The sequence below is a fragment of the Methanoculleus methanifontis genome, assembly GCF_030464365.1.
Classification (GTDB): domain Archaea; phylum Halobacteriota; class Methanomicrobia; order Methanomicrobiales; family Methanoculleaceae; genus Methanoculleus; species Methanoculleus methanifontis.
This window is the reverse complement of record NZ_VCYI01000001.1, coordinates 125,513-144,068: the sequence shown is the minus strand read 5'-3', so window position 1 is coordinate 144,068 and position 18,556 is coordinate 125,513. Positions and strand designations below refer to the sequence as shown.

At 63.2% G+C, this 18,556-nt stretch carries 16 protein-coding genes; 5 read left to right on the top strand and 11 right to left on the bottom strand.

Translation table 11 applies throughout. The annotated features are described in order from the left end of the window. Positions 1-10 precede the first annotated feature (10 nt). Genes FGW20_RS00775 through FGW20_RS00765 form a run of 3 tightly spaced genes read right to left on the bottom strand, consistent with a single transcriptional unit; the run spans position 11 to position 2,865 of the window. Complete coding sequence (locus tag FGW20_RS00775; protein ID WP_301676200.1) at positions 11-1,132, bottom strand: isocitrate/isopropylmalate dehydrogenase family protein; 1,122 nt, start codon at positions 1,130-1,132, stop codon at positions 11-13. Beyond that, positions 1,117-1,608: a 3-isopropylmalate dehydratase small subunit gene (locus tag FGW20_RS00770; RefSeq protein ID WP_301676198.1), complete on the bottom strand. Its 492-nt coding sequence runs from the start codon at positions 1,606-1,608 to the stop codon at positions 1,117-1,119. The genes FGW20_RS00775 and FGW20_RS00770 overlap by 16 nt, the downstream gene beginning before the upstream one ends. Positions 1,609-1,611: 3 nt before the next feature. Next, positions 1,612-2,865, bottom strand: coding sequence for a 3-isopropylmalate dehydratase large subunit (locus FGW20_RS00765; RefSeq protein ID WP_301676197.1), 1,254 nt, complete (start codon positions 2,863-2,865; stop codon positions 1,612-1,614). Between the two features lie 146 nt (positions 2,866-3,011). Between FGW20_RS00765 and mutS the strand changes: the two genes are divergently transcribed. Continuing rightward, positions 3,012-5,633 (top strand): DNA mismatch repair protein MutS, encoded by a 2,622-nt coding sequence (gene mutS / locus FGW20_RS00760; protein ID WP_301676196.1) that lies wholly within the window; start codon positions 3,012-3,014, stop codon positions 5,631-5,633. Then, positions 5,630-7,387: a DNA mismatch repair endonuclease MutL gene (gene mutL, locus FGW20_RS00755; protein ID WP_301676195.1), complete on the top strand. Its 1,758-nt coding sequence runs from the start codon at positions 5,630-5,632 to the stop codon at positions 7,385-7,387. Before mutS ends, mutL begins: the two co-directional genes overlap by 4 nt. A 512-nt stretch (positions 7,388-7,899) precedes the next feature. Here the strand turns inward: mutL and FGW20_RS00750 are convergent. Together FGW20_RS00750 and FGW20_RS00745 are read right to left on the bottom strand one after the other, a co-directional pair. After that, entirely contained in the window at positions 7,900-8,523 is a 624-nt protein-coding gene (locus tag FGW20_RS00750; RefSeq protein WP_301676194.1) for a PsbP-related protein, read from the bottom strand. Positions 8,524-8,566: 43 nt separating this feature from the next. After that, positions 8,567-9,427 (bottom strand): S16 family serine protease, encoded by an 861-nt coding sequence (locus tag FGW20_RS00745; RefSeq protein WP_301676193.1) that lies wholly within the window; start codon positions 9,425-9,427, stop codon positions 8,567-8,569. A 401-nt stretch (positions 9,428-9,828) separates the two neighbouring features. On the opposite strand from FGW20_RS00745, the gene FGW20_RS00740 reads away from it, so the two are divergent. Genes FGW20_RS00740 through FGW20_RS00730 form a run of 3 tightly spaced genes read left to right on the top strand, consistent with a single transcriptional unit; the run spans position 9,829 to position 12,847 of the window. After that, positions 9,829-10,935 carry an ABC transporter substrate-binding protein gene (locus tag FGW20_RS00740; protein WP_301676192.1) on the top strand — a complete coding sequence of 369 codons (1,107 nt, stop codon included), beginning with the start codon at positions 9,829-9,831 and terminating at the stop codon, positions 10,933-10,935. After that, positions 10,935-12,038, top strand: coding sequence for a FecCD family ABC transporter permease (locus FGW20_RS00735; RefSeq protein WP_301676191.1), 1,104 nt, complete (start codon positions 10,935-10,937; stop codon positions 12,036-12,038). The genes FGW20_RS00740 and FGW20_RS00735 overlap by 1 nt, the downstream gene beginning before the upstream one ends. 2 nt (positions 12,039-12,040) lie before the next feature. Next, positions 12,041-12,847, top strand: a complete 807-nt coding sequence (locus FGW20_RS00730) for an ABC transporter ATP-binding protein (protein WP_301676190.1) — start codon at positions 12,041-12,043, stop codon at positions 12,845-12,847. Between the two features lie 144 nt (positions 12,848-12,991). On the opposite strand, the gene egtD is transcribed toward FGW20_RS00730, so the two are convergent. From egtD to FGW20_RS00700, 6 genes are all read right to left on the bottom strand, one after another. Continuing rightward, complete coding sequence (gene egtD / locus FGW20_RS00725) at positions 12,992-13,996, bottom strand: L-histidine N(alpha)-methyltransferase (protein WP_301676189.1); 1,005 nt, start codon at positions 13,994-13,996, stop codon at positions 12,992-12,994. 121 nt (positions 13,997-14,117) lie between these two features. Beyond that, a complete protein-coding gene (locus tag FGW20_RS00720) occupies positions 14,118-14,912 on the bottom strand; it encodes a class I SAM-dependent methyltransferase (protein ID WP_301676324.1) in 795 nt (264 codons plus the stop codon). Positions 14,913-15,080: 168 nt separating this feature from the next. After that, a complete protein-coding gene (locus tag FGW20_RS00715) occupies positions 15,081-16,460 on the bottom strand; it encodes an MATE family efflux transporter (RefSeq protein ID WP_301676188.1) in 1,380 nt (459 codons plus the stop codon). Positions 16,461-16,642: 182 nt separating this feature from the next. Beyond that, the gene (locus FGW20_RS00710; protein WP_301676187.1) at positions 16,643-17,209 is read right to left on the bottom strand and encodes a HemK2/MTQ2 family protein methyltransferase; all 567 of its coding nucleotides are present in this window, start codon (positions 17,207-17,209) and stop codon (positions 16,643-16,645) included. A 2-nt stretch (positions 17,210-17,211) separates the two neighbouring features. After that, positions 17,212-17,985, bottom strand: coding sequence for a 16S rRNA (adenine(1518)-N(6)/adenine(1519)-N(6))-dimethyltransferase RsmA (rsmA, locus tag FGW20_RS00705; protein ID WP_301676186.1), 774 nt, complete (start codon positions 17,983-17,985; stop codon positions 17,212-17,214). Next, positions 17,982-18,545 (bottom strand): DUF655 domain-containing protein, encoded by a 564-nt coding sequence (locus FGW20_RS00700; protein ID WP_301676185.1) that lies wholly within the window; start codon positions 18,543-18,545, stop codon positions 17,982-17,984. The genes rsmA and FGW20_RS00700 overlap by 4 nt, the downstream gene beginning before the upstream one ends. Positions 18,546-18,556 lie beyond the last annotated feature (11 nt).

Below are 18,556 nucleotides of genomic sequence, written 5' to 3'. Positions count from 1 at the left end.
GGTGGCGGCCCTACACCGTCTTCACAAGCGACGCGAGGTGCCGCCCGATCTCGCTCGTCTTCTTCGCGCCGCCCATATCCCGGGTGACGTATCCGTCGAGGATACTCCTCTCGATCGCCCGGAGAACGGCCGCCGCGGCCTCGTGCTCGCCGAGGTGGTCGAGGAGCATCGAGCCCGCCCAGACGGTGGCGAGCGGATTCGTGACGTCCTGGCCGCGATACTTCGGCGCCGAACCGTGGATCGGCTCAAACATCGAGGTGCCCGCGGGGTTGATGTTTCCGCCGGGGGCGAGCCCGAGCCCGCCCTGGATCATGGCACCGAGGTCGGTGATAATGTCGCCGAACATGTTCGGGGTGACGACGACGTCGAACCACTCGGGGTTCTTGACGAACCACATCGTGACGGCGTCGACGAAGTTGAACTCCGTCCTGACGTCGGGGTACCCGGTGGCGACGTCGGTGAAGACGTCCCGCCAGAGGCCGTAGACGTCGGAGAGGACGTTTGCTTTGTCGACCGACGTGACCTTCTTCTCCCTCGCTGCGGCGAGGTCGAAGGCGTAGCGGATCGCCCGCTCCGCACCCGGCCGGGTGACGACGCCGATCTGGTAGGCAAGCTCGTCGGCATCGGTCTCGACGTCGAGGCCGAACCTGACGCTGTAGAGGTCGCGGACGACCTCGAGGGTCTTCTGCTCGCGCCGTCCGGCAAATCGGGAGCCGATCCCGACGTAGAAGTCTTCGGTGTTCTCCCGGACGACGACGAAGTCGATATCCTTCGGACGCTTGTTCGCGAGCGGTGTCTCAACACCGTCGAGGAGTTTGATCGGCCGGAGGTTGATGAACTGGTCGAAGTGGAACCGGATCGCGAGCAGGATGCCCTTCTCGAGGATCCCGGGCTTCACCCGGTCGTCGCCGATCGACCCGAAGTAGATCGAGGAAAACTTCGAGAGTTCCCGGATATCCTCTTCGGTCAGGAGTTCACCGGTCGCGAGATAGCGGTCGGCCCCGATATCAAAGTCCGTCCAGGCGATGTCGAACCCATAGCGCTCGCCCGCGGAATCAAGGACTTCCTTTCCCGCCGCGACGATCTCGGGCCCGATACCGTCCCCGCCGATTGCGGCTACTCTGTGCTGCATGTCTTCACCTCATCCAGATCTTTTGCGTAGGCCACCAGGCCGCCAGCATCGATAATCTCCTTCATGAACCCGGGCACCGGCTCGATCGCGAGCCGTCTGCCGTTCACCTCGATGTAACCTCCGGCGAGGTTCACCGTGACAGTCTCGCCGTCCCGGATGCTCTCCGCCCCGGCAGAGACCAGGGGCAGGAGCCCGGTGTTGACGGCGTTCCGGTAGAAGATCCGTGCAAACGACTTCGCGACCACGACCTTCACCCCGGCGCCGAGGAGCGCGAGCGGCGCGTGCTCGCGGGAGGAGCCGCACCCGAAGTTGCTGCCTCCGACCACGACGTCGCCCTCCCGCGCCTCCTTCGCGAACTCGTCCCGCGTCCCCTCGAACACGTGCTTCGCGAGTTCCGCCGGATCGTAGATCGTGAGGAACCGGCCGGGGATGATCGCATCCGTATCGATATCGTTGCCGAACTTCCAGACTCGCATGATTCACACCTCCCTCGGGTCGGTGATCTCGCCGTAGAGGGCGCTCGCCGCCGCCGTCGCCGGCGAGGAGAGGTAGACCGACGCCTGCGTGCTCCCCTGCCTCCCCCGGAAGTTCCGGTTCGACGTCGAGAGCGAGACCTCGCCGGGGGCCAGGAGGCCGAACGCCCCACCCATGCAGGGGCCGCAGCAGGGCGCTTCGACGAGTGCGCCCGCCTCGACGAACCGCTCGATGAGCCCGGCCCGGAGAGCCTTGAGATACTCCGTCCGCGAGGCCGGGATGACGATCACCCTTACACCGTCCGCGAACCGGTCGGCGTTCCCGAGAACCTCGGCCGCCTCGACGAGGTCTTCGTAGCGGCCGTTCGTGCAGGAACCGATGAAGACCTGGTCGACCTTTGTTCCCGCTGCCTTCGTCACGTCCACGACGTTGTCGACGTTGTGCGGGACGGCGACCTGCGGGGCAAGGTCGGTGACGTCATAGCGGCGGCGCTCCCGGTACTCCGCGTCCTCGTCGCCCGCAAGGTCGAACGGCTCGATATCGCGGCGGGCGGTGACGTAGTCCCAGGTAGCCGCATCGGGCTGGACGATCCCGGCCTTCGCCCCCATCTCGATCGCCATGTTCGCGCAGGTCATCCGGCCCGCCATGCTCATATCATGCATGGCGGCGCCGGTGAACTCGAGCGCCATATAGGTCGCCCCGTCCGCGCCGATGTCGCCGGCGAGGGAGAGGATGAGATCTTTCGCCCCCACCCTCCGGCCGAACGCACCCTCGACCTTGATCCGGATGCTCTCGGGCACCCGGAAATAGAGCGCCCCGAACTTCAGGACGAACCCCATATCGGTCGAGCCGATCCCGGTCGCAAACGCCCCCGCCGCACCGTAGGTGCAGGTATGGGAGTCGGTCCCGACGACGATCTCGCCGGGTGCCGCCCGCCCCTTCTCCATCACGACCTGGTGGCAGACGCCCTCGAGGAGGTCGTAGTTGTGGATCCCCTGCTCATCTGCAAACTGCCGCATGAAGACATGGTTCTCGGCGGCGGGTATCGAGTCGGCGGGTACCTGGTGGTCGAAGAGCATAATGATCCGCTCGGGATCGAATACGCGCTCTCCACCCATCTCGCGAAAGACCCTGACCGCAAGCGGGCCGGTGATGTCGTGGATCATCGCTGCATCCACGGGTGCCATCACAACCTCTCCCGCGCGGACGGGTCTCCCGCACCGTTGCGAAAATATCTTTTCTGCGATAGTCGCCGACATACAGTATCGTGTCTCAGGTACGCGTTCCGGACGTATTTAATTTGTCCGGGGGTGCCTGAGTGGTGCAGTGAATCGGAGCCCTTTTCGGCCGTTTTCCCGGGACAGTACCCTTATGTGACTCCATGCGGATTCTATAAGGAGAAGCGATGACCGACGGACCGACCCCGGCAATGCGGCAGTATTATTCAGCGAAAGCCCGGTACCCCGACGCCATCCTCTTCTTCCGGATGGGGGACTTCTACGAGACCTTCGGCGAGGATGCCGGCGTGGTGGCCCGCGAACTCGACATCACCCTGACGGCCCGGGGCAGGGACAAGAACGGCGACCGGATGCCGCTTGCGGGCGTCCCCCACCACGCCGCCGACGGCTACATCGCCCGCCTGGTGAACAAGGGCTACAAGGTGGTGATCTGCGACCAGGTGGAGGACCCGAAGACCGCAAAAGGCGTAGTCAAGCGGGAGGTCACCAGGGTGATCACCCCGGGAACCCTTATCGACTCCTCGATGCTCTCCTCAGCCGGCGCCCATTACCTGATGGCGGTCGCTCCTGACCAAAAAGAGACCTTCGGCCTCGCATTCCTGGATGTCTCGACCGGGGAGTTCTTCGTCTCCTCGGGCAGCGGCGGGCGCGACTACGCCGAGATCGTCTCGGAGGTTGTCAGGTACCGCCCGACGGAGACGATCGTTCCCGAGAGCCTCAGCGACGGCCTCCCCGCCCGGCTCGAAGCCCTCGGGGTGACGGTGAGCCGCTACCGCGACGACGCCTTCGACGTTGACGCAGCGTGTGAGCGCCTCTGCGGGCAGTTCGGAACGGCAACGCTCGACGGCTACGGGTGCGCGGGAATGCCCGGCGCGATCAGCGCAGCCGGAGCGGCGCTCCACTACGCCCAGGAGACGCAGCAGTCGTCCCTCTCCCACATCTCGGGGCTCTCGACACGGGTTCCGTCGGGGAACATGGCGCTCGACGCAATCACCCTGCGGAACCTGGAGATCACGGCGGGGATCCGCGGCGTTGGCGACGCGAACACCCTTCTTGCCGCGCTCGACGCCACAGAGACATCGATGGGGAGCCGGACGATGCGGTCGTTCCTGATCGCCCCCCTGCTCGGGAAGGACGCCATCGAGGCCAGGCTCAACGCGGTGGAGTGGTTCTTTGACCACGCGCTCGATAGGCAGGCGCTGCGCGCAACGCTCAGCGACTTCGCCGACACCGAGCGGATTGCAGGAAGGATCGCCTACGGGAACGCCGGGCCGAGGGATCTCGCGACGCTCGGGGAGTCGCTCGAAGCGATCCCGGACGTAAAAGCGCTCATTCCTGCCGACGCCCCGGCCCTGGTCCGCGAGGCTCTCGACGCGATGAGCGACCATGCTCGCGTCACCGGCCTCGTCGGCCGGGCGATCATTGACGACCCCCCGGCACTCGCCAGGTCCGGCGGGATGATCCGGGAGGGGTTCAACGAGAAACTCGACGAACTCCGGCACCTCGCAACGACCGGGAAGGACTGGATCGCGGAGTTCCAGCAACAGGAGCGGGAGAGAACCGGGATCAAGTCGCTCAAGATCGGCTACAACCGGGTCTTCGGCTACTACATCGAGGTGACGAAACCGAACCTGCACCTGGTGCCGCCGGAGTACGAGCGGCGGCAGACGACCGCGAACGGCGAGCGCTACACGATCCCCGACCTCCGGGAGAAGGAGGCGATGATCGCGACCGCCGAAGAGCGTCTTGGCGCCCTCGAAGCGGAGATCTACGCCGAACTCGTCCGGACGCTCGCGGCGGAGGTCGCCGACCTCCAGGCGACCGCCCGGGCTGTGGGGCTCCTCGACGTCTATGCGGCGCTCGCCGAGATCGCCGCCCGCTACAGTTACACCCGCCCCACGATCGAGGAGAGCGGCCGGATCGTCATCCGCGACGGCCGCCACCCGGTGGTGGAGCGCCACCTCCCGGTCCCGTTCGTCCCGAACGACACGGAACTCGATTCCGCCGCCGACCAGATCATGATCATCACCGGGGCGAACATGGCGGGCAAGTCCACCTACATGCGGGCGGTGGCGCTCTGCTGCATCATGGCCCAGATGGGGAGTTTCGTCCCGGCCCGGCATGCCACCGTCGGGATCGTCGACCGCGTCTTCACCCGGGTCGGGGCGTTCGACGACCTCGCCTCCGGGCAGTCGACGTTCATGGTCGAGATGCTGGAACTCGCGAACATCCTGAATAACGCGACCCCGCGAAGTCTCGTTATCCTCGATGAGATCGGGCGGGGGACGAGCACGCTGGACGGGTGCTCGATTGCCCGGGCGGTGGTGGAGTTCCTGCACGGGAAGGCGGTCGCCGGCCCCCGGACACTCTTTGCGACACACTTCCACGACCTGATCGACCTCGAAGGATCGCTCAAGCGGGTGAAGAACTTCCACTTTGCGGTGAAGGATACCGGACAGGATGTTGTCTTCCTCAGAAAAATTATCCCCGGCGCGACCGACCGGAGTTACGGTGTCCACGTAGCGCACCTTGCCGGGATCCCGAAGAAGGTGACCGACCGGGCTATGGAACTCCTGAAAGAGGCGTCGACACGGGAGTTCTCAGCCGGTTCGCGGGCTCCCCGCTACACCCAGATGCTCCTCGTTGATCCCGGTGAGGGGGTCGTGGAGGAGAACCCGGCGGTCGGAGAACTTAAAAACATGAATCCCGATGAGATGACACCAATTGAGGCACTGAACGCCCTCTGCAGGCTCCAGAGGATGGCGAACGGGGAGAGGAGTGAGCGATGACGAAGATCCGCGTCCTCGACCCCGATACCGTGAACCAGATCGCCGCCGGCGAGGTCGTGGAACGGCCGGCATCGGTGGTGAAGGAACTTCTGGAGAACGCGATCGACGCGAGCGCGACGAGCATCCTCCTCGACGTCGCGTCAGACATGACGGGGGTCACGAAGATCCGGGTGACCGACAACGGCGAGGGCATGAACCCGGAGGAGGCGGTCCTCGCGTTCCACCCTCATGCGACGAGCAAGATCCGGGATATCGCCGATCTCTCGGCGATCAGGACACTCGGGTTCCGGGGGGAGGCGCTCGCGAGCATCGCCGCCGTCGCGGAGGTGACCGTAATCACCCGTTCCCGGGGAGCCGGGGCGCTCGCCGGCACCCGACTGGTCGTCAGGGGCGGCGAGGTCGTGGAGAAGAGCGAGGTCGGGGCACCGGAAGGGACGACGGTCACGGTGGAACGCCTCTTCTACAACACCCCCGCCCGCCGGAAGTTCCTCAAGAGCAGGAACACCGAACTCGCCCACGTCTACGCGGTCGTGGAGAATCTCGCCCTTGCCCACGGCGAGGTCGCTTTCCGGGTGGTGCACAACGGAAAAGAGCGGATGGCAACCCAGCGGTCCGCGGGGCTCCAGAACACTATCGCGGGCCTCTACGGCGCTGAACTCGCCCGGGCACTCGTCCCGGTCGAGGGAAGGCTCCCGTTCCTCCGTATCGGAGGCTACATCTCCCGGCCGTCGGAGAGCCGGGGGAGTCCCTCGCAGATCTCCGTCAGCATCAACGGGAGAAGCATCTCTTCCCGGCAGATTGCCGCCGCTGTCCGGGAGGGCTACGGCACCCTCCTCCCGAAGGACCGCTACCCGGTGGCGTTTCTCGAACTTTTGATCGACACCGAGCTCGTGGACGTCAACGTCCATCCAACCAAACGGGAGGTCCGTCTCTCCCGGGAGCGGGAGATCCTCCCGGCGATTGCGGCCGCGGTGGCAGAGGCGCTTGCCGGGCACGACCTTGCACGGGAGACCGCGACCGACCCGGTGCAGCAGCAGATCGCCCGGGATCTGCCCGAACCGGTGCCGTCACCCCCGCCGGTCGCCGAGGCCGGGACGTCCTACACGGCCGGTCACCGGGAACTCGCCCTCTCCGACAAGCAGCTCCGCCGGACGGAGACGAAAGGCGGAGAGAACCTCCTCCCCGCAATGGAGCCGATCGGACAGGTGGCCGCGACCTACATCGTGGCGGAGGGAACCGACGGCACCCTCTACCTCGTCGACCAGCACGCGGCTCACGAGCGCGTCCTCTACGACCAGGTCGCGGAGCAGCGCGATAAGGAAGCCGGGTCGCAGGAACTGATCGCGCCGGTCATCCTCTCCCTCCCCCCAAAGGAGTCTGCCGCGCTCCGGGACGCAACGGCGCTCCTCGCGGATGAGGGGTTCGTGGTGGAGGAGTTCGGCCGGGATACCTTCGCCGTCCGTGCGGTGCCCGCCGCCCTCGGCGCGACCGAGAGCCCCGAGACAGTCCGCGAGACGATCGCCGACCTTCTCTCCAACGAATCCCGCACCGCTCCCGATCGCCGGGAGGCAGTCACCTGCATCGTCGCATGCCGTGGAGCGGTGAAGGCCGGCGCCCATCTCACGCACGACCAGCAGAAACGTCTTCTCGCCCAGCTCGCCCGGACGGAGACACCCTGGACGTGCCCGCATGGGAGGCCGACGGTCGTGGCGTTCGACAGGCGCAAACTCGACGGGATGTTCAGGCGGGGGTAGCGGCACCCGGCCGGAGCGGCATAAAAAACTTAAGAAACGCCCATAAACACCCATTTTCCAAATTGGGCGGGTTAAAATAGGTGCAATAGCAAAATCCCGTATCATAATGGATTTATCCAGGGAGTTCATTACGACTATGTGTCGCAGCGGGCACCCGCTGCAGACGAAACGGATTGAACCATACGACACTACTCCAGCAATTCACCTCTGATATGGGGAAACAGAGGACTATTACCACAGATTCATAGAAGTGACCGGGTTATCGAGTTGCAGTGCACTTCGATATTCTCTCGCCAGCAAGCCTCCCCCTGACTGCTCACGATACCGTGTTAAAAACAGGTGACGGGGAGCCATCTCTAAACGTCCTGCCGAAGAAAACCACCTCTCAGCAACTCCGTTTACCCGCCACATTTTTTGATGTCGCCCGCTGTTCCCGCCAGGTGTACCTCCCGGCAGAGCCGTTTCAGGACAACCCCACCGACACTTCCGGATTGCGGTGCAGCCAAAAAAAATTAGAGGAAACGGAACGATTCAGCCGCCGGAGCCGCGTCGGCGTTGTAAACGTCGTACTCGGGCGGGAACACCGTATGCATGACCGAGTAGATGACACCGTCCTTGACGGCGTAACGGACGACGAAGGTATACCGGTCCTCATCGACGATGGGAACAGAGAAGACCGACTCGTATGCCGGAACGCCGTCAAGGGAAATCTCCTCCGTCGACACCCATTCGGCATCGATTCCGGCGCGAAGATCCTCCACATAGGTCGCGTTCAGCGCTTCGAGAACGTTCTCCGTGTCGCCCTCGCTCTCGCTCGAGAGCGGGTTCGTGTTCACGCGAACCTCTTCGTGCTTATCCGGCGAGGAGAACCAGACGCTCTCACCGGACTCGGTGTAGAACCATCCCTCCGGGCAGGTGACGGCATACCCGTACGTGGTGTTGACGTAGGTGCCGTTCTCCGGAACGGGCTTCGGTGCCGGTGTCGGGACCGAGGTGGAGGTCGGAGCCGGGGTAGGAGGTTGGGTCGGGTCAGGGCCGGGCGGCTGCGTCGAGGAGAGCCCCGGCAGCAGAACCGCCAGAACAACGACCAGAACAACCACGAAAACCGCGGCAATCAGCAATTTTTGCGATCTCATACTGTCCAGGTACGTAGACCGGCGGAGGATAAATACCCTTCAGTCAGGATGACCGGTCGGGCGCAGGGGCACGAAGATCGGCGAGCAGGTCGTCGAGGGTATTCACGTATTTCACCCGGATGCCGAGTTCCTCTTCGATAAACTCTTTTGAATCCACGATGATCGGCCGTTGCCGTACGATCCTCAGTCCGCCGAACGATTGGATCTCCTCGCGGTAATCGAGCATCTGATCGTTTTCGCCAGAGAGGATGAGAAGGGTCTTCCCGCCGCGTTGAGCAGCCTCAGCCTTCTCAAGGATCCCCCCGACCGGGCCGATACTCCCGTTCTCATCGATGGTTCCCGTCACGGTCACGCTCTCGTTGAGCGCGAAGTCCTCCAGCACCGAGAGGAGCAGCACGGACATCAGCGCCCCCGCACTGGGGCCGTCGATCTCGGAGATATCCTCCGGCCCCTGGATGCTGAAGATGATATCACTCTTCGTGAGATCCGCACGAGACCGGTTGGCGGCGACCGTTACCGCAAGGTTCGCGGCGTCCTGAAAGACCATCCCCATCAGGGGCGTCGTCTGGACGAGCACCCTCCCTTTCCCGGGCACGACCTCGACCGAGACGTTCACCATCGCCCCCTCTTCGATCACCTCCTCATAGAAGAGCGGGCCGCCCCGGTCGACCTCAATCTTCTGGACGATGACCGGCACCTGCATCGAGGCGGCGCTCCCGTTCCCGGCCACCTTCACCGGGAGGAGCGGGGCGACGGTCGCAGTCGGAAGAGTTTCGGTCTCCTCGGGTTTGGAGAGCGCCGGGGAGAGATCGTCCGCCGGCATGAGGACGACAACCAGGAGAAAGACGTTCGCGACAAGCGACAGAACGAATAGAATCGTCAGAGTCTTCTCCCGTATGCGCATACGCTGCCCGGATATTATTCATCTGGATATATAGTTTGTGCAAAGCGACTGGCCCGTAGGGGCAGGAGCTCGAGCACCGTCAGGTGCGAGCACGACTGGCCGTAGGGTGCGACGTTCCAACGGAACGGAGCTCGAGCACCGTCAGGTGCGAGCACGACTGGCCGTAGGGTGCGACGTTCCAACGGAACGGAACTCGAGCACCGTCAGGTGCGAGGCAGGAGCTCAATCATAACCACCAGAGAAACCAGGCAGCCATCTACACGCCATGGTTAACAAAAACCAATTAACTCAACCGAGAAAGGCAATTGTTTTCTTCCACAAAAATTAAATCCTCACGTATTCAGCGGAATTACGCTTAAAGCAGGTAAGTTCCGCTGTATAACGGTTACACAGGTGTAAAGATGACAAAAATCAGTTATGTGCTCTGTGCACTCATCGTTGCGTCAGGGATACTCTGCTGCGGTTGTACGACTACAACAACGCCGGAAGATCCGGCCGCGACACGGACGATCACCGACATGGAGGGGAACCAGATCACGCTGCCTGCAAAAGGAGCGACGTTCGGTGTCTTCGGCGGCCCCATCAGCCAGGTGCCCTACCTCCTCGGGGCAAACGCCAGCATCGTTGCAGTCACGAAAGGGCCGCAGATGATGGAGATGATGCAGGAGATGGACCCGGGCATCATCGATAAACCGGCGCCGCGGACGACGAACGGCAACGTGAACATCGAAGAACTCCTGGTCGCGAACCCCGACTGTGTCATCGCCTTCGATGTCGACGGGAAGATCGTGGAATCGCACACCGACATCCCGGTCATCTACCTCTCCGGCACCATGGGCGACGGGTTCGACGAGATGCGGCGGGAGATCGCCTTCATGGGCGAGGTCTTCGGAAAGCCCGATCGGGCGCAGGCCTACATCGACTACCTTGATGGAACCCTCGCATTCCTCCGCGAGCGCACCGGCGATATCCCCGACGACGAACGCGCCACCGTCTTCCTGGGCGAGGGCGTAAGCCATCTCCAGACGCTTGGCGGCGACACGTTCTTCGCCGAGTGGACCGAGGCTGCGGGGTGCAGAAACGCTGTCGCCGGCATCGAGACCACGCTGGGGCAGCAGGAGGGGATGCACACCGGCATCAACGAGATCTCGATGGAGCAGGTCCTTGCCGTCGACCCCGATATCATCATCATCGATACCGGCAGCCCCACCGAACTCAAGGACGACAGCCGCTGGAAGGAACTCGGTGCCGTCAAAGAAGGCCGGGTCTACAAGGAGCCGACCGGAGTCTTCCTCTGGAGCCGCCCGTCCGCCGAATCCGCCGTCCTCTACCCGCTCTGGCTCGCGTATAATGCCTACCCCGACCGTTTCGAGGACGTGCCGCTCACCGACCGGGTTAAAGACTTTTATGCCGAGATCTTCGAGTTCCCCATCACCGATGCGCAGGCGCAGAAGGTCATCGACGGCACCTACGGGAGCGTGACGTTCGGCCAGGTGAAGCAGTCCTGATGAGACAGAGCTCAACGAGCGCCGACGTGCAGACCAATGGAGGAGCCACGGTGACCGGGACGGCGGCGGCAAACCAGGCCCACAACAGGAGCTGGGGAGAACAGCACCCCGGCACCATCCTGATGCTCCTCCTCGGCGTGCTCGGGGTTTTGGCGTTCGTCGCCCTGATGGTCGGCCGGTACATGATCCCGCCGGAGACGGTGATAGCGGCGCTCTTAAGTTCGGTCTTCCCGATCGAGGAGACCTGGGCGGCGACAGCGACTTCAGCCGTCGTAAACGTCCGCATCCCCCGGATCATCGCCGGCCTCCTCGTCGGGGCCGGGCTCGCCATCAGCGGAGCCTCGTTCCAGGGGATGTTTCGGAACCCCCTGGTCTCCTCGCAGATACTGGGCGTGGCCTCCGGCGCGGGCTTCGGAGCGGCAATCGGCATCCTCCTCTCCGACAGCCTCGTCCTTGTCCAGATCCTTTCGTTCGTCTTCGGCCTGCTCGCTGTGGGGATGGCCTACGGGCTCAGCCGGGTCAGGAGCACGACCCCGATCCTGATGCTCGTCCTCTCGGGGATCGTGATCACATCGCTCTTCTCGGCCCTCACCTCGATGGTGAAGTACGTGGCCGACCCGATGAACAAGATGCCGGCGATCGTCTTCTGGCTGCTCGGATCGCTCAACCACGTCTCGGCGCCGGACCTGATGATCCTCGGCCCGATCATCGCCGTCTCGATAGTGGGGCTGCTTGCCGTCCGGTGGCGGATCAACGTCCTCACGATGGGCGATGAGGAGGCACGGGCGCTCGGGGTGAACACCGAGCGCTTGAAGGTCGTCATCATCCTCCTCTCGACCGTGATCACCGCTGCAGCGGTCTGCATGAGCGGGATCATCGGGTGGATCGGGCTTGTTATCCCGCATATGGGACGGATGCTCGTCGGGCCCGACAACCGCTACCTTCTGCCGATATCGGTGCTCCTCGGGGGAGCGTTCCTGATCGCCGTCGACACCGTCGCGAGGACGGCAGCCCCTGCCGAGATACCGATCGGCATCCTGACGGCGGTCATCGGGGCGCCGATATTTGCGGTGCTGCTCCGGCGGAACAACCCGGGGTGGTGAGCATGGGGTGCCGCATCAGCGTAGAGGATATAGCGTTCAACTACCCGGGTGGAGCCACCGTCTTTACGGGCATCTCGCTCGCCGTGGACGAGGGATGCGTGTACTCACTCCTTGGCCCGAACGGCACCGGGAAGTCCACGCTCCTCAAGTGCATGGCCGGGCTCATCTCCCCATCGCACGGCCGCGTTCATCTTGACGGGCGCGATATCGCGGGGATGCAGCCGCACGAGATTGCCAGGCAGGTCGGGTTCGTTCCCCAGACACAGGTCTCACCGTTCCCGTTCATGGTCAGGGACATCGTCCTGATGGGCAGGGCGTCCCATCTCGGCCCCTTTGCAACCCCGTCTGCGGAAGACGAAGAGATTGCTGCCGACGCCCTTGGACGGGTCGGGATCTCTCACCTCGCCGATCGTCCGTGCACCGGGATCAGCGGCGGCGAGTGGCAGCTTGTCCTGATCGCCCGGGCGATCGCGCAGCGTCCGGGGATCCTCCTGCTCGACGAACCAACGTCCCACCTGGACCTCGGCAACCAGGTACGGGTGCTCGACGTCATCAGGGGGCTTGCAGAGGACGGAATGACCATTGTCGTCGCGACCCATTTCCCGGATCACGCGCTTCTGACGTCGAACCAGGTTGCAATCCTGAAAGATCAAAGAATCCTTGCTATGGGAAGCCCCGAAGAGGTCATCGGCGAAGATACCATGCACCGGGCCTACGGGGTGGACGTGCGGATCCTGCACCTCGACGACCCGTTCAACCGGCGGATCTGCGTGCCTGTGATGGGCCCATCCAGGGGAACGGCACCATAGCAGAGCAGCCGCACAACCTTTTTTTCACCGGTGGGAGAGACCGGGTGCCGGCATATCCCGGGAGGAGTTCGACGCGCTCGCGCCGGATCACCACCCCGTGCCGCCGATTCCTCACCACTACGGCGGAGGATACAGCAAGGGACGTCATCCCAGCCCCGCCCGGGAGACCTCAGCGAGCGCAAACCACTCCTTCGGGTCGGAGAACCAGCGCTCCACGGTAAGCCCTGCGGCCGAAAAGAGCCGGCCGGCGCTCTCCCGGGTGAACTTCCGGGAGATTTCGGTAAGGATGGTCTCGCCCCGCTCGAACGCCACGTGAAGATCCAGGGCGGGGATACCGACCGCCATAGCCGCCGATGCCACAAGATGCATCTCGATCCGCTCCTCGTCCCGGTTGAAACCTGCACGGTGCTCAAATCTGCCGGGGTCGAAGTCCGCCCCGAGTTCCCGGTTGACCACGGCAAGGATGTTCTTGTTGAACGCGGCCGTCACCCCGGCCGCATCGTTGTACGCGGCCTCGAGCACCGGGACCGGTTTTACCATATCGAGCCCGACGACGAAACGATCATCCTCCCCCATCACGCCGGCCACGCTCCTGAGCATCCGCTGCGCTGCAGGATCGGTGAAGTTCCCGATGGTGCCCCCGAAGAACGTGACGAGTTTCTTGCCCCTGGCGGGAATGTACCCCAGATCGCGGGTGAAATCACCCACAATCCCGAGAACGCGCAGCCGCGGGTACCGCCTGAGCAGACCCTCCGTTGCGGCGGCCAGAGCCGACTCGCTCACATCCACCGGGATGTAACATATCCCCTCCCCCTCGGGCTCCGGTGCCGCATCGATCAGTTTCGAGGCCTTCAGATCCGTTCCCGGCCCCAGTTCCACGAGATCCCCTTTGCCGAAGGATTCCATGATCGCCCCGCATGCCCCGTGAAGGATGGAAAGTTCCAGCCGGGTCTGATAGTACTCGGGGAGGCGGCAGATCTCCTCGAAGAGCTGCGAGCCCCGGGCATCGTAGAAGTATCTGCTGGGGATACACTTCTGCTCTGCGGTCATCCCGGCCAGGATATCCCGGGCCAGGTCGTCCCGGTACCCGGAGGAAAGATAGTTACGGAACTCGCTTCGCGGGACGGGGTTCCCCGTGCGGTTCAGCATAGCCCGACTCAGATCCCCGCCGACGTATAAATACCTCCCCGTCACGGGGCAGTTGAAACGACCGCTCCCGGGGGTCGATGCGACATAATTGTTCTCATAGCCGGACGCGGGGAGGTGGCCGTCATTCCGACGGTTTGACCGCCTCCACCTCAAGGCGCACCATGGGGACGTGGATGCGGCCGTCGGCCGAGGGGTATCGCTCCACATACCGGCTCACCACCCCGGCGATGAACGCCGGCCGGGCCTCTTCGGGCAGCCGGTCGAGATACAGGTGCCAGGTTGTCCGAATCCACCCTGCGAGGTCGTCAAGCTGACCGAAGGCCATGTCCTTTTCGATCAACTCAACCCGCACGGGCGCAAGCCTCGCCTCCGCAAGCCACCCGCGCTCTTCCTCAGGGTCATAGAAGGCGTAACGGCGGGAAAGCCCATTGAAGAGTTCGTTCCAGGGCTCCTCCGCGAGCATCTCGTCCGCGAGCGCAAGGATCGGCGCGGCGTTTCCTCTCCCGCCCATCTGGAGGAAGACCCTTCCCCCCGGCCGGAGAGCGCGGGAGATACCCTGAAAGACCCTGCCGTGGTCGGCGACCCAGTGCAGGGCGGCGCTGGAGAAGACGACGTCGAACTCCTCATTAAACTGCAGACCGAGCATGTCGCCCTCGACAAACCGGAGATTCGGGTACCACTCCGGGGGCAGGTGAGCCCGGGAGAAGGCGATCATGTCGCGGGAAAGATCGAGGCCGAGCACCGAGCCGGAGGAGAGGCGGGCTGCAATCTCCGCGGTCACCTTCCCCTCGCCGCACCCGAGATCGAGCACCCGCTCGCCGCCGGCAAGCGCGAGTTTCTCGATCAACTCGTGCGCCCAGTGAGCCTGGGCGGCGGAGTGCCGATGATAGTCATCCGGGTTCCAGGTATGCGTGATGATACTTCCTCCGTGCGAGTTAGCCCGACCGGAACAGCGCTCAGGCTCTCACGGGCCAGGTATCGCCGTCACAGAACATCAAGTCACCGGCGCAGGATCGCCAGCGGACAAAACGTCCACAGGCTCCTTACAGGGCCGGTCGAAAAAAAGTCTCAGAGAATCTCTGGCTTAATTCTCTCCGCCGAGATTCAGTTTCTTTGTCTTCCAGGCGCCCTGCCGGTAAAAGAACAGGTCGCACAGGAACACCACCACGGTGCCGCAGACCACCGCGAACCAGACGAACTGCAACGGCAGGTCCATCGTCACAAAGATCGCAGCAAGACCCACCTGCACGATCAACTGCCCCGCGATCGCCGCGTACATGCCGGGTCTCGTCATCCCCGCACCGTTCATCGCAAATCCCATCGTCATCGCCATAGCGATCACGAAATACGACATCGGGATTATCTGCATAAACAGGGTGCCGTCTGCAAGCGACTCGCCTGTCGCGCCGAAGAGCGCCAGGAGATTCTTCGCATGCAACAGATACAGGATACCCACCATCGCCATGAACGATGCGTTCACGATCATCGCGATCCGGACCGTTTTCTCCGCTCTCTCCACTTTCCCTGCTCCCAGGTTCTGCCCGACCATCACCGCGACTCCCGTGCAAAGCCCCAACACAAAGATCAGGCCCAGCATATCCAGACGCTGGCAGATGCCGTATGCCGCCACCGCCGCCGTCCCGTACAGCGCAACGATCGCCGTCATCCCCAGGAACGCAAAGCTCCTGACCCCGCTCTGCACCGCCGAAGGTATCGTGACCTTCACGACATCCTTGATCAGCTGTGGTTCGAACGTCCACTTCTTCGGGAACCTGACCGGTCTGTCCTTTCTGGACGGCAGATACATCACCCCAATCAGAAGCAGCACGCCGATCGTACGCGACGTAAGGGACGCATACGCAGATCCGGCTATTCCAAGCGCCGGGAGACCGCCGAGACCCATGATCAGCGTTGGGTTCAGAACAATGTTCACGATATTCACCGCGATCATCACGTACATCGGCGTTCGCGAGTCTCCCGTACTCTGGAACACGGTCGTCAGGATCATCAGCGTGACGAACGCAAACATTCCCATCAGCATCGGGGAGAGGAAGCGTGCTCCCACCACTGCGACCTCGCTCTCCGCTCCAAGGAGCAGGAGGAGATCCTGTGGCCAGAAGATGCCGATGACCATAAGGATCATCGAGAAGGCAAGTGCCAGATACAGCGAATGCGCGAGGATCACCGGGATACGCTCATACCGCTGCGACCCGTATGCTCGCGAGACAAATGCAGCCGTTGCCGTCACGGTCCCGAAGATCACTGTTGTAAGCACCATTATGATGGATATGCTCATCGCTCCGCCGGCGATCGGAACATCGCCGAGTTTCCCGATGAAATACATATCCACCACCTCCAGGACGCTTGCGAGGAAGTTGCTGATGATGATCGGAAGAGCCACGATCCAGAGACCCTTTCCGACCGATCCTTCAGTGAGGAGATTATTGGAATGTTGTATTGTCACGATAACATATCTTATGTGATGCAAGAGGAGATAAAATCTAACTGAATATTCTAACCACAATCAGCCTATACATTAAAAATTGAGCCACATCAAGCCCTTATCCGGCCATCGGGGTTACCGGAATAAGAAAAATAGTAAGCAACCTTCTATCAGGAGAAACGGAGCCGAAGAAACCCGAAGGCTCACGCTCCCATCCGGCAGAGGTCCCGCATCGCCCGGATGACGTAGAGCCGCTCCCCCTCGAGCGGTTCCTCGTCGACGACGAACGAGACGAATCCCTCGCGGGCGAAGAGTTCCCGGACTTCGTCAAGCCCGGTCAGCGACGAGACCAGGAGCAGGATGCGCCCGTATGGCGAGAGCACCCTCCCGGCGTCCGCGACGAACCGTTCTATCACTACCCTTCCTGTCGGCCCGCCGTCGAGGGCGTACTCCAGCCAGTCGTCCATCCGCTCATCGGGAGACGTCGGGAGGTAGGGGGGGTTGAAGAGAATGAGGTCGAACGGACCGGAGACGCCCGCGACGAGGTCTGTCCTGATCGCCGCCACCCCACGGGCGCGGGCGCACCGGACGGCGTGGGGGTTGATATCGGTTGCGGCCACGCTCGCCGCGCGGCCGAGAAGTCCGGCCGCGACGTAGCCGCTCCCGGTCCCGACCTCGAGCACCCGGTCGGTCTCCCGGACTTCCCGTCGCGCCGCCCGGAGGAGGAGGAACGAGTCTTCAGCGGGAGGGTAGACCTGGTCGGGGAGCATCCCTAACTCCCGGCAAGCATGTTCGCGATCAGCGCGAACTCCTCGAGCGTCAGGTCTTCGGGCCGGCGCCGCAGGAGGTCGTCGGGCAGTTCCGCGATCGTCCGCTCGATCGCCTCACGTGCAAACGCATCCTTGCCGGTCCGAAGACCCTTCCGGACGGTCTTGCGGCGGTGGGAGAAGAGCACCCGGACGACGTCCGCGTAGACCTCGCGGTCCGTGATCGGGTACGGTGGTTCGTGCGGCGTGATCCGGACCACCCAGGAACGAACCTGCGGTTGCGGGCGGAACGAACCCGGCCCGAGGTCGAGGAGCGGTTTTACCGAGGCGTAGGTCTGCACCATCACCGAGAGGCGGCCCACGTTCGGCGTACCCGGCGGCGCGATCATCCGCCGGGCGAACTCCTTCTGGTACATCAGGACAGCGACCTCAAAGCCGATCTCGAGCAGCCGGAACGTGATCTTCGAAGAAACAGAGTAGGGAAGGTTCGCGACGGCGATCTCGAACGGCGGGATATCCACCTTCTTCGCGTCGCCGTGGATGATCTCGAGACGGCCTTCCCCGATCTCGTCGGCGAAGGCAATCTCGAGTTCCTCCACGAGAGCCGGATCGATCTCTACCGCAATGACCTCCGCTCCGCGGTCAAGGAGGGCGCGGGTGAGGATCCCTTCGCCGGGCCCGATCTCGAGCACTCTCCGGCCGGAGACATCAACAAAACCGGCAATCTTCCCGACGGCTCTCCGGTCGACGAGAAAGTGCTGATCCCTCGGAGCACTCATCTCGATGTAAAGACGTGATACTTCTCGTTCGGATCCTCGATCTCACGCAGGATCCGGCTGACAATCATCCTGTCCGGATGTGGGAGCGACTTGATCCGCCCGGAGATGTCGGCGAAACTCTCGAACGGTTTCTTCCCGCGCTGTTCGATGATCTCCCACATCAGCTTCTTCCCGATGCCGGGGAGCAGGTGCAGCATGTGAAACTTCGGTGTGATGGGCACGGACTTGTTGAAGAAGTCGACGAACCGCGGCTCGTTCTCGCGGACGATCTCCTCGACAACGAACGGCAGTTCGAGTTTCGCCGTCGCCGTCAGATCATCGTAACTGATCCGCCGCTTGACGCGCTCGATCTTCTCCCGTTCCGCATCGCCGATATAAACGCGGTCGTAGAGCTGGATATCCGCACCCTGCTTCGGGATGAGTTCGAGCAACTTGAACTGGTTCACGCCGACCGCCTGGACGACCGGCTCGCGCTTGTAGACCGGCCGCTGCTCGCTCACGTATCCCATGGGGAGGACATCGATAACTACCGCGTTCTCCTCTTTCCTTTCGGTCTTCATTGGCACCACCC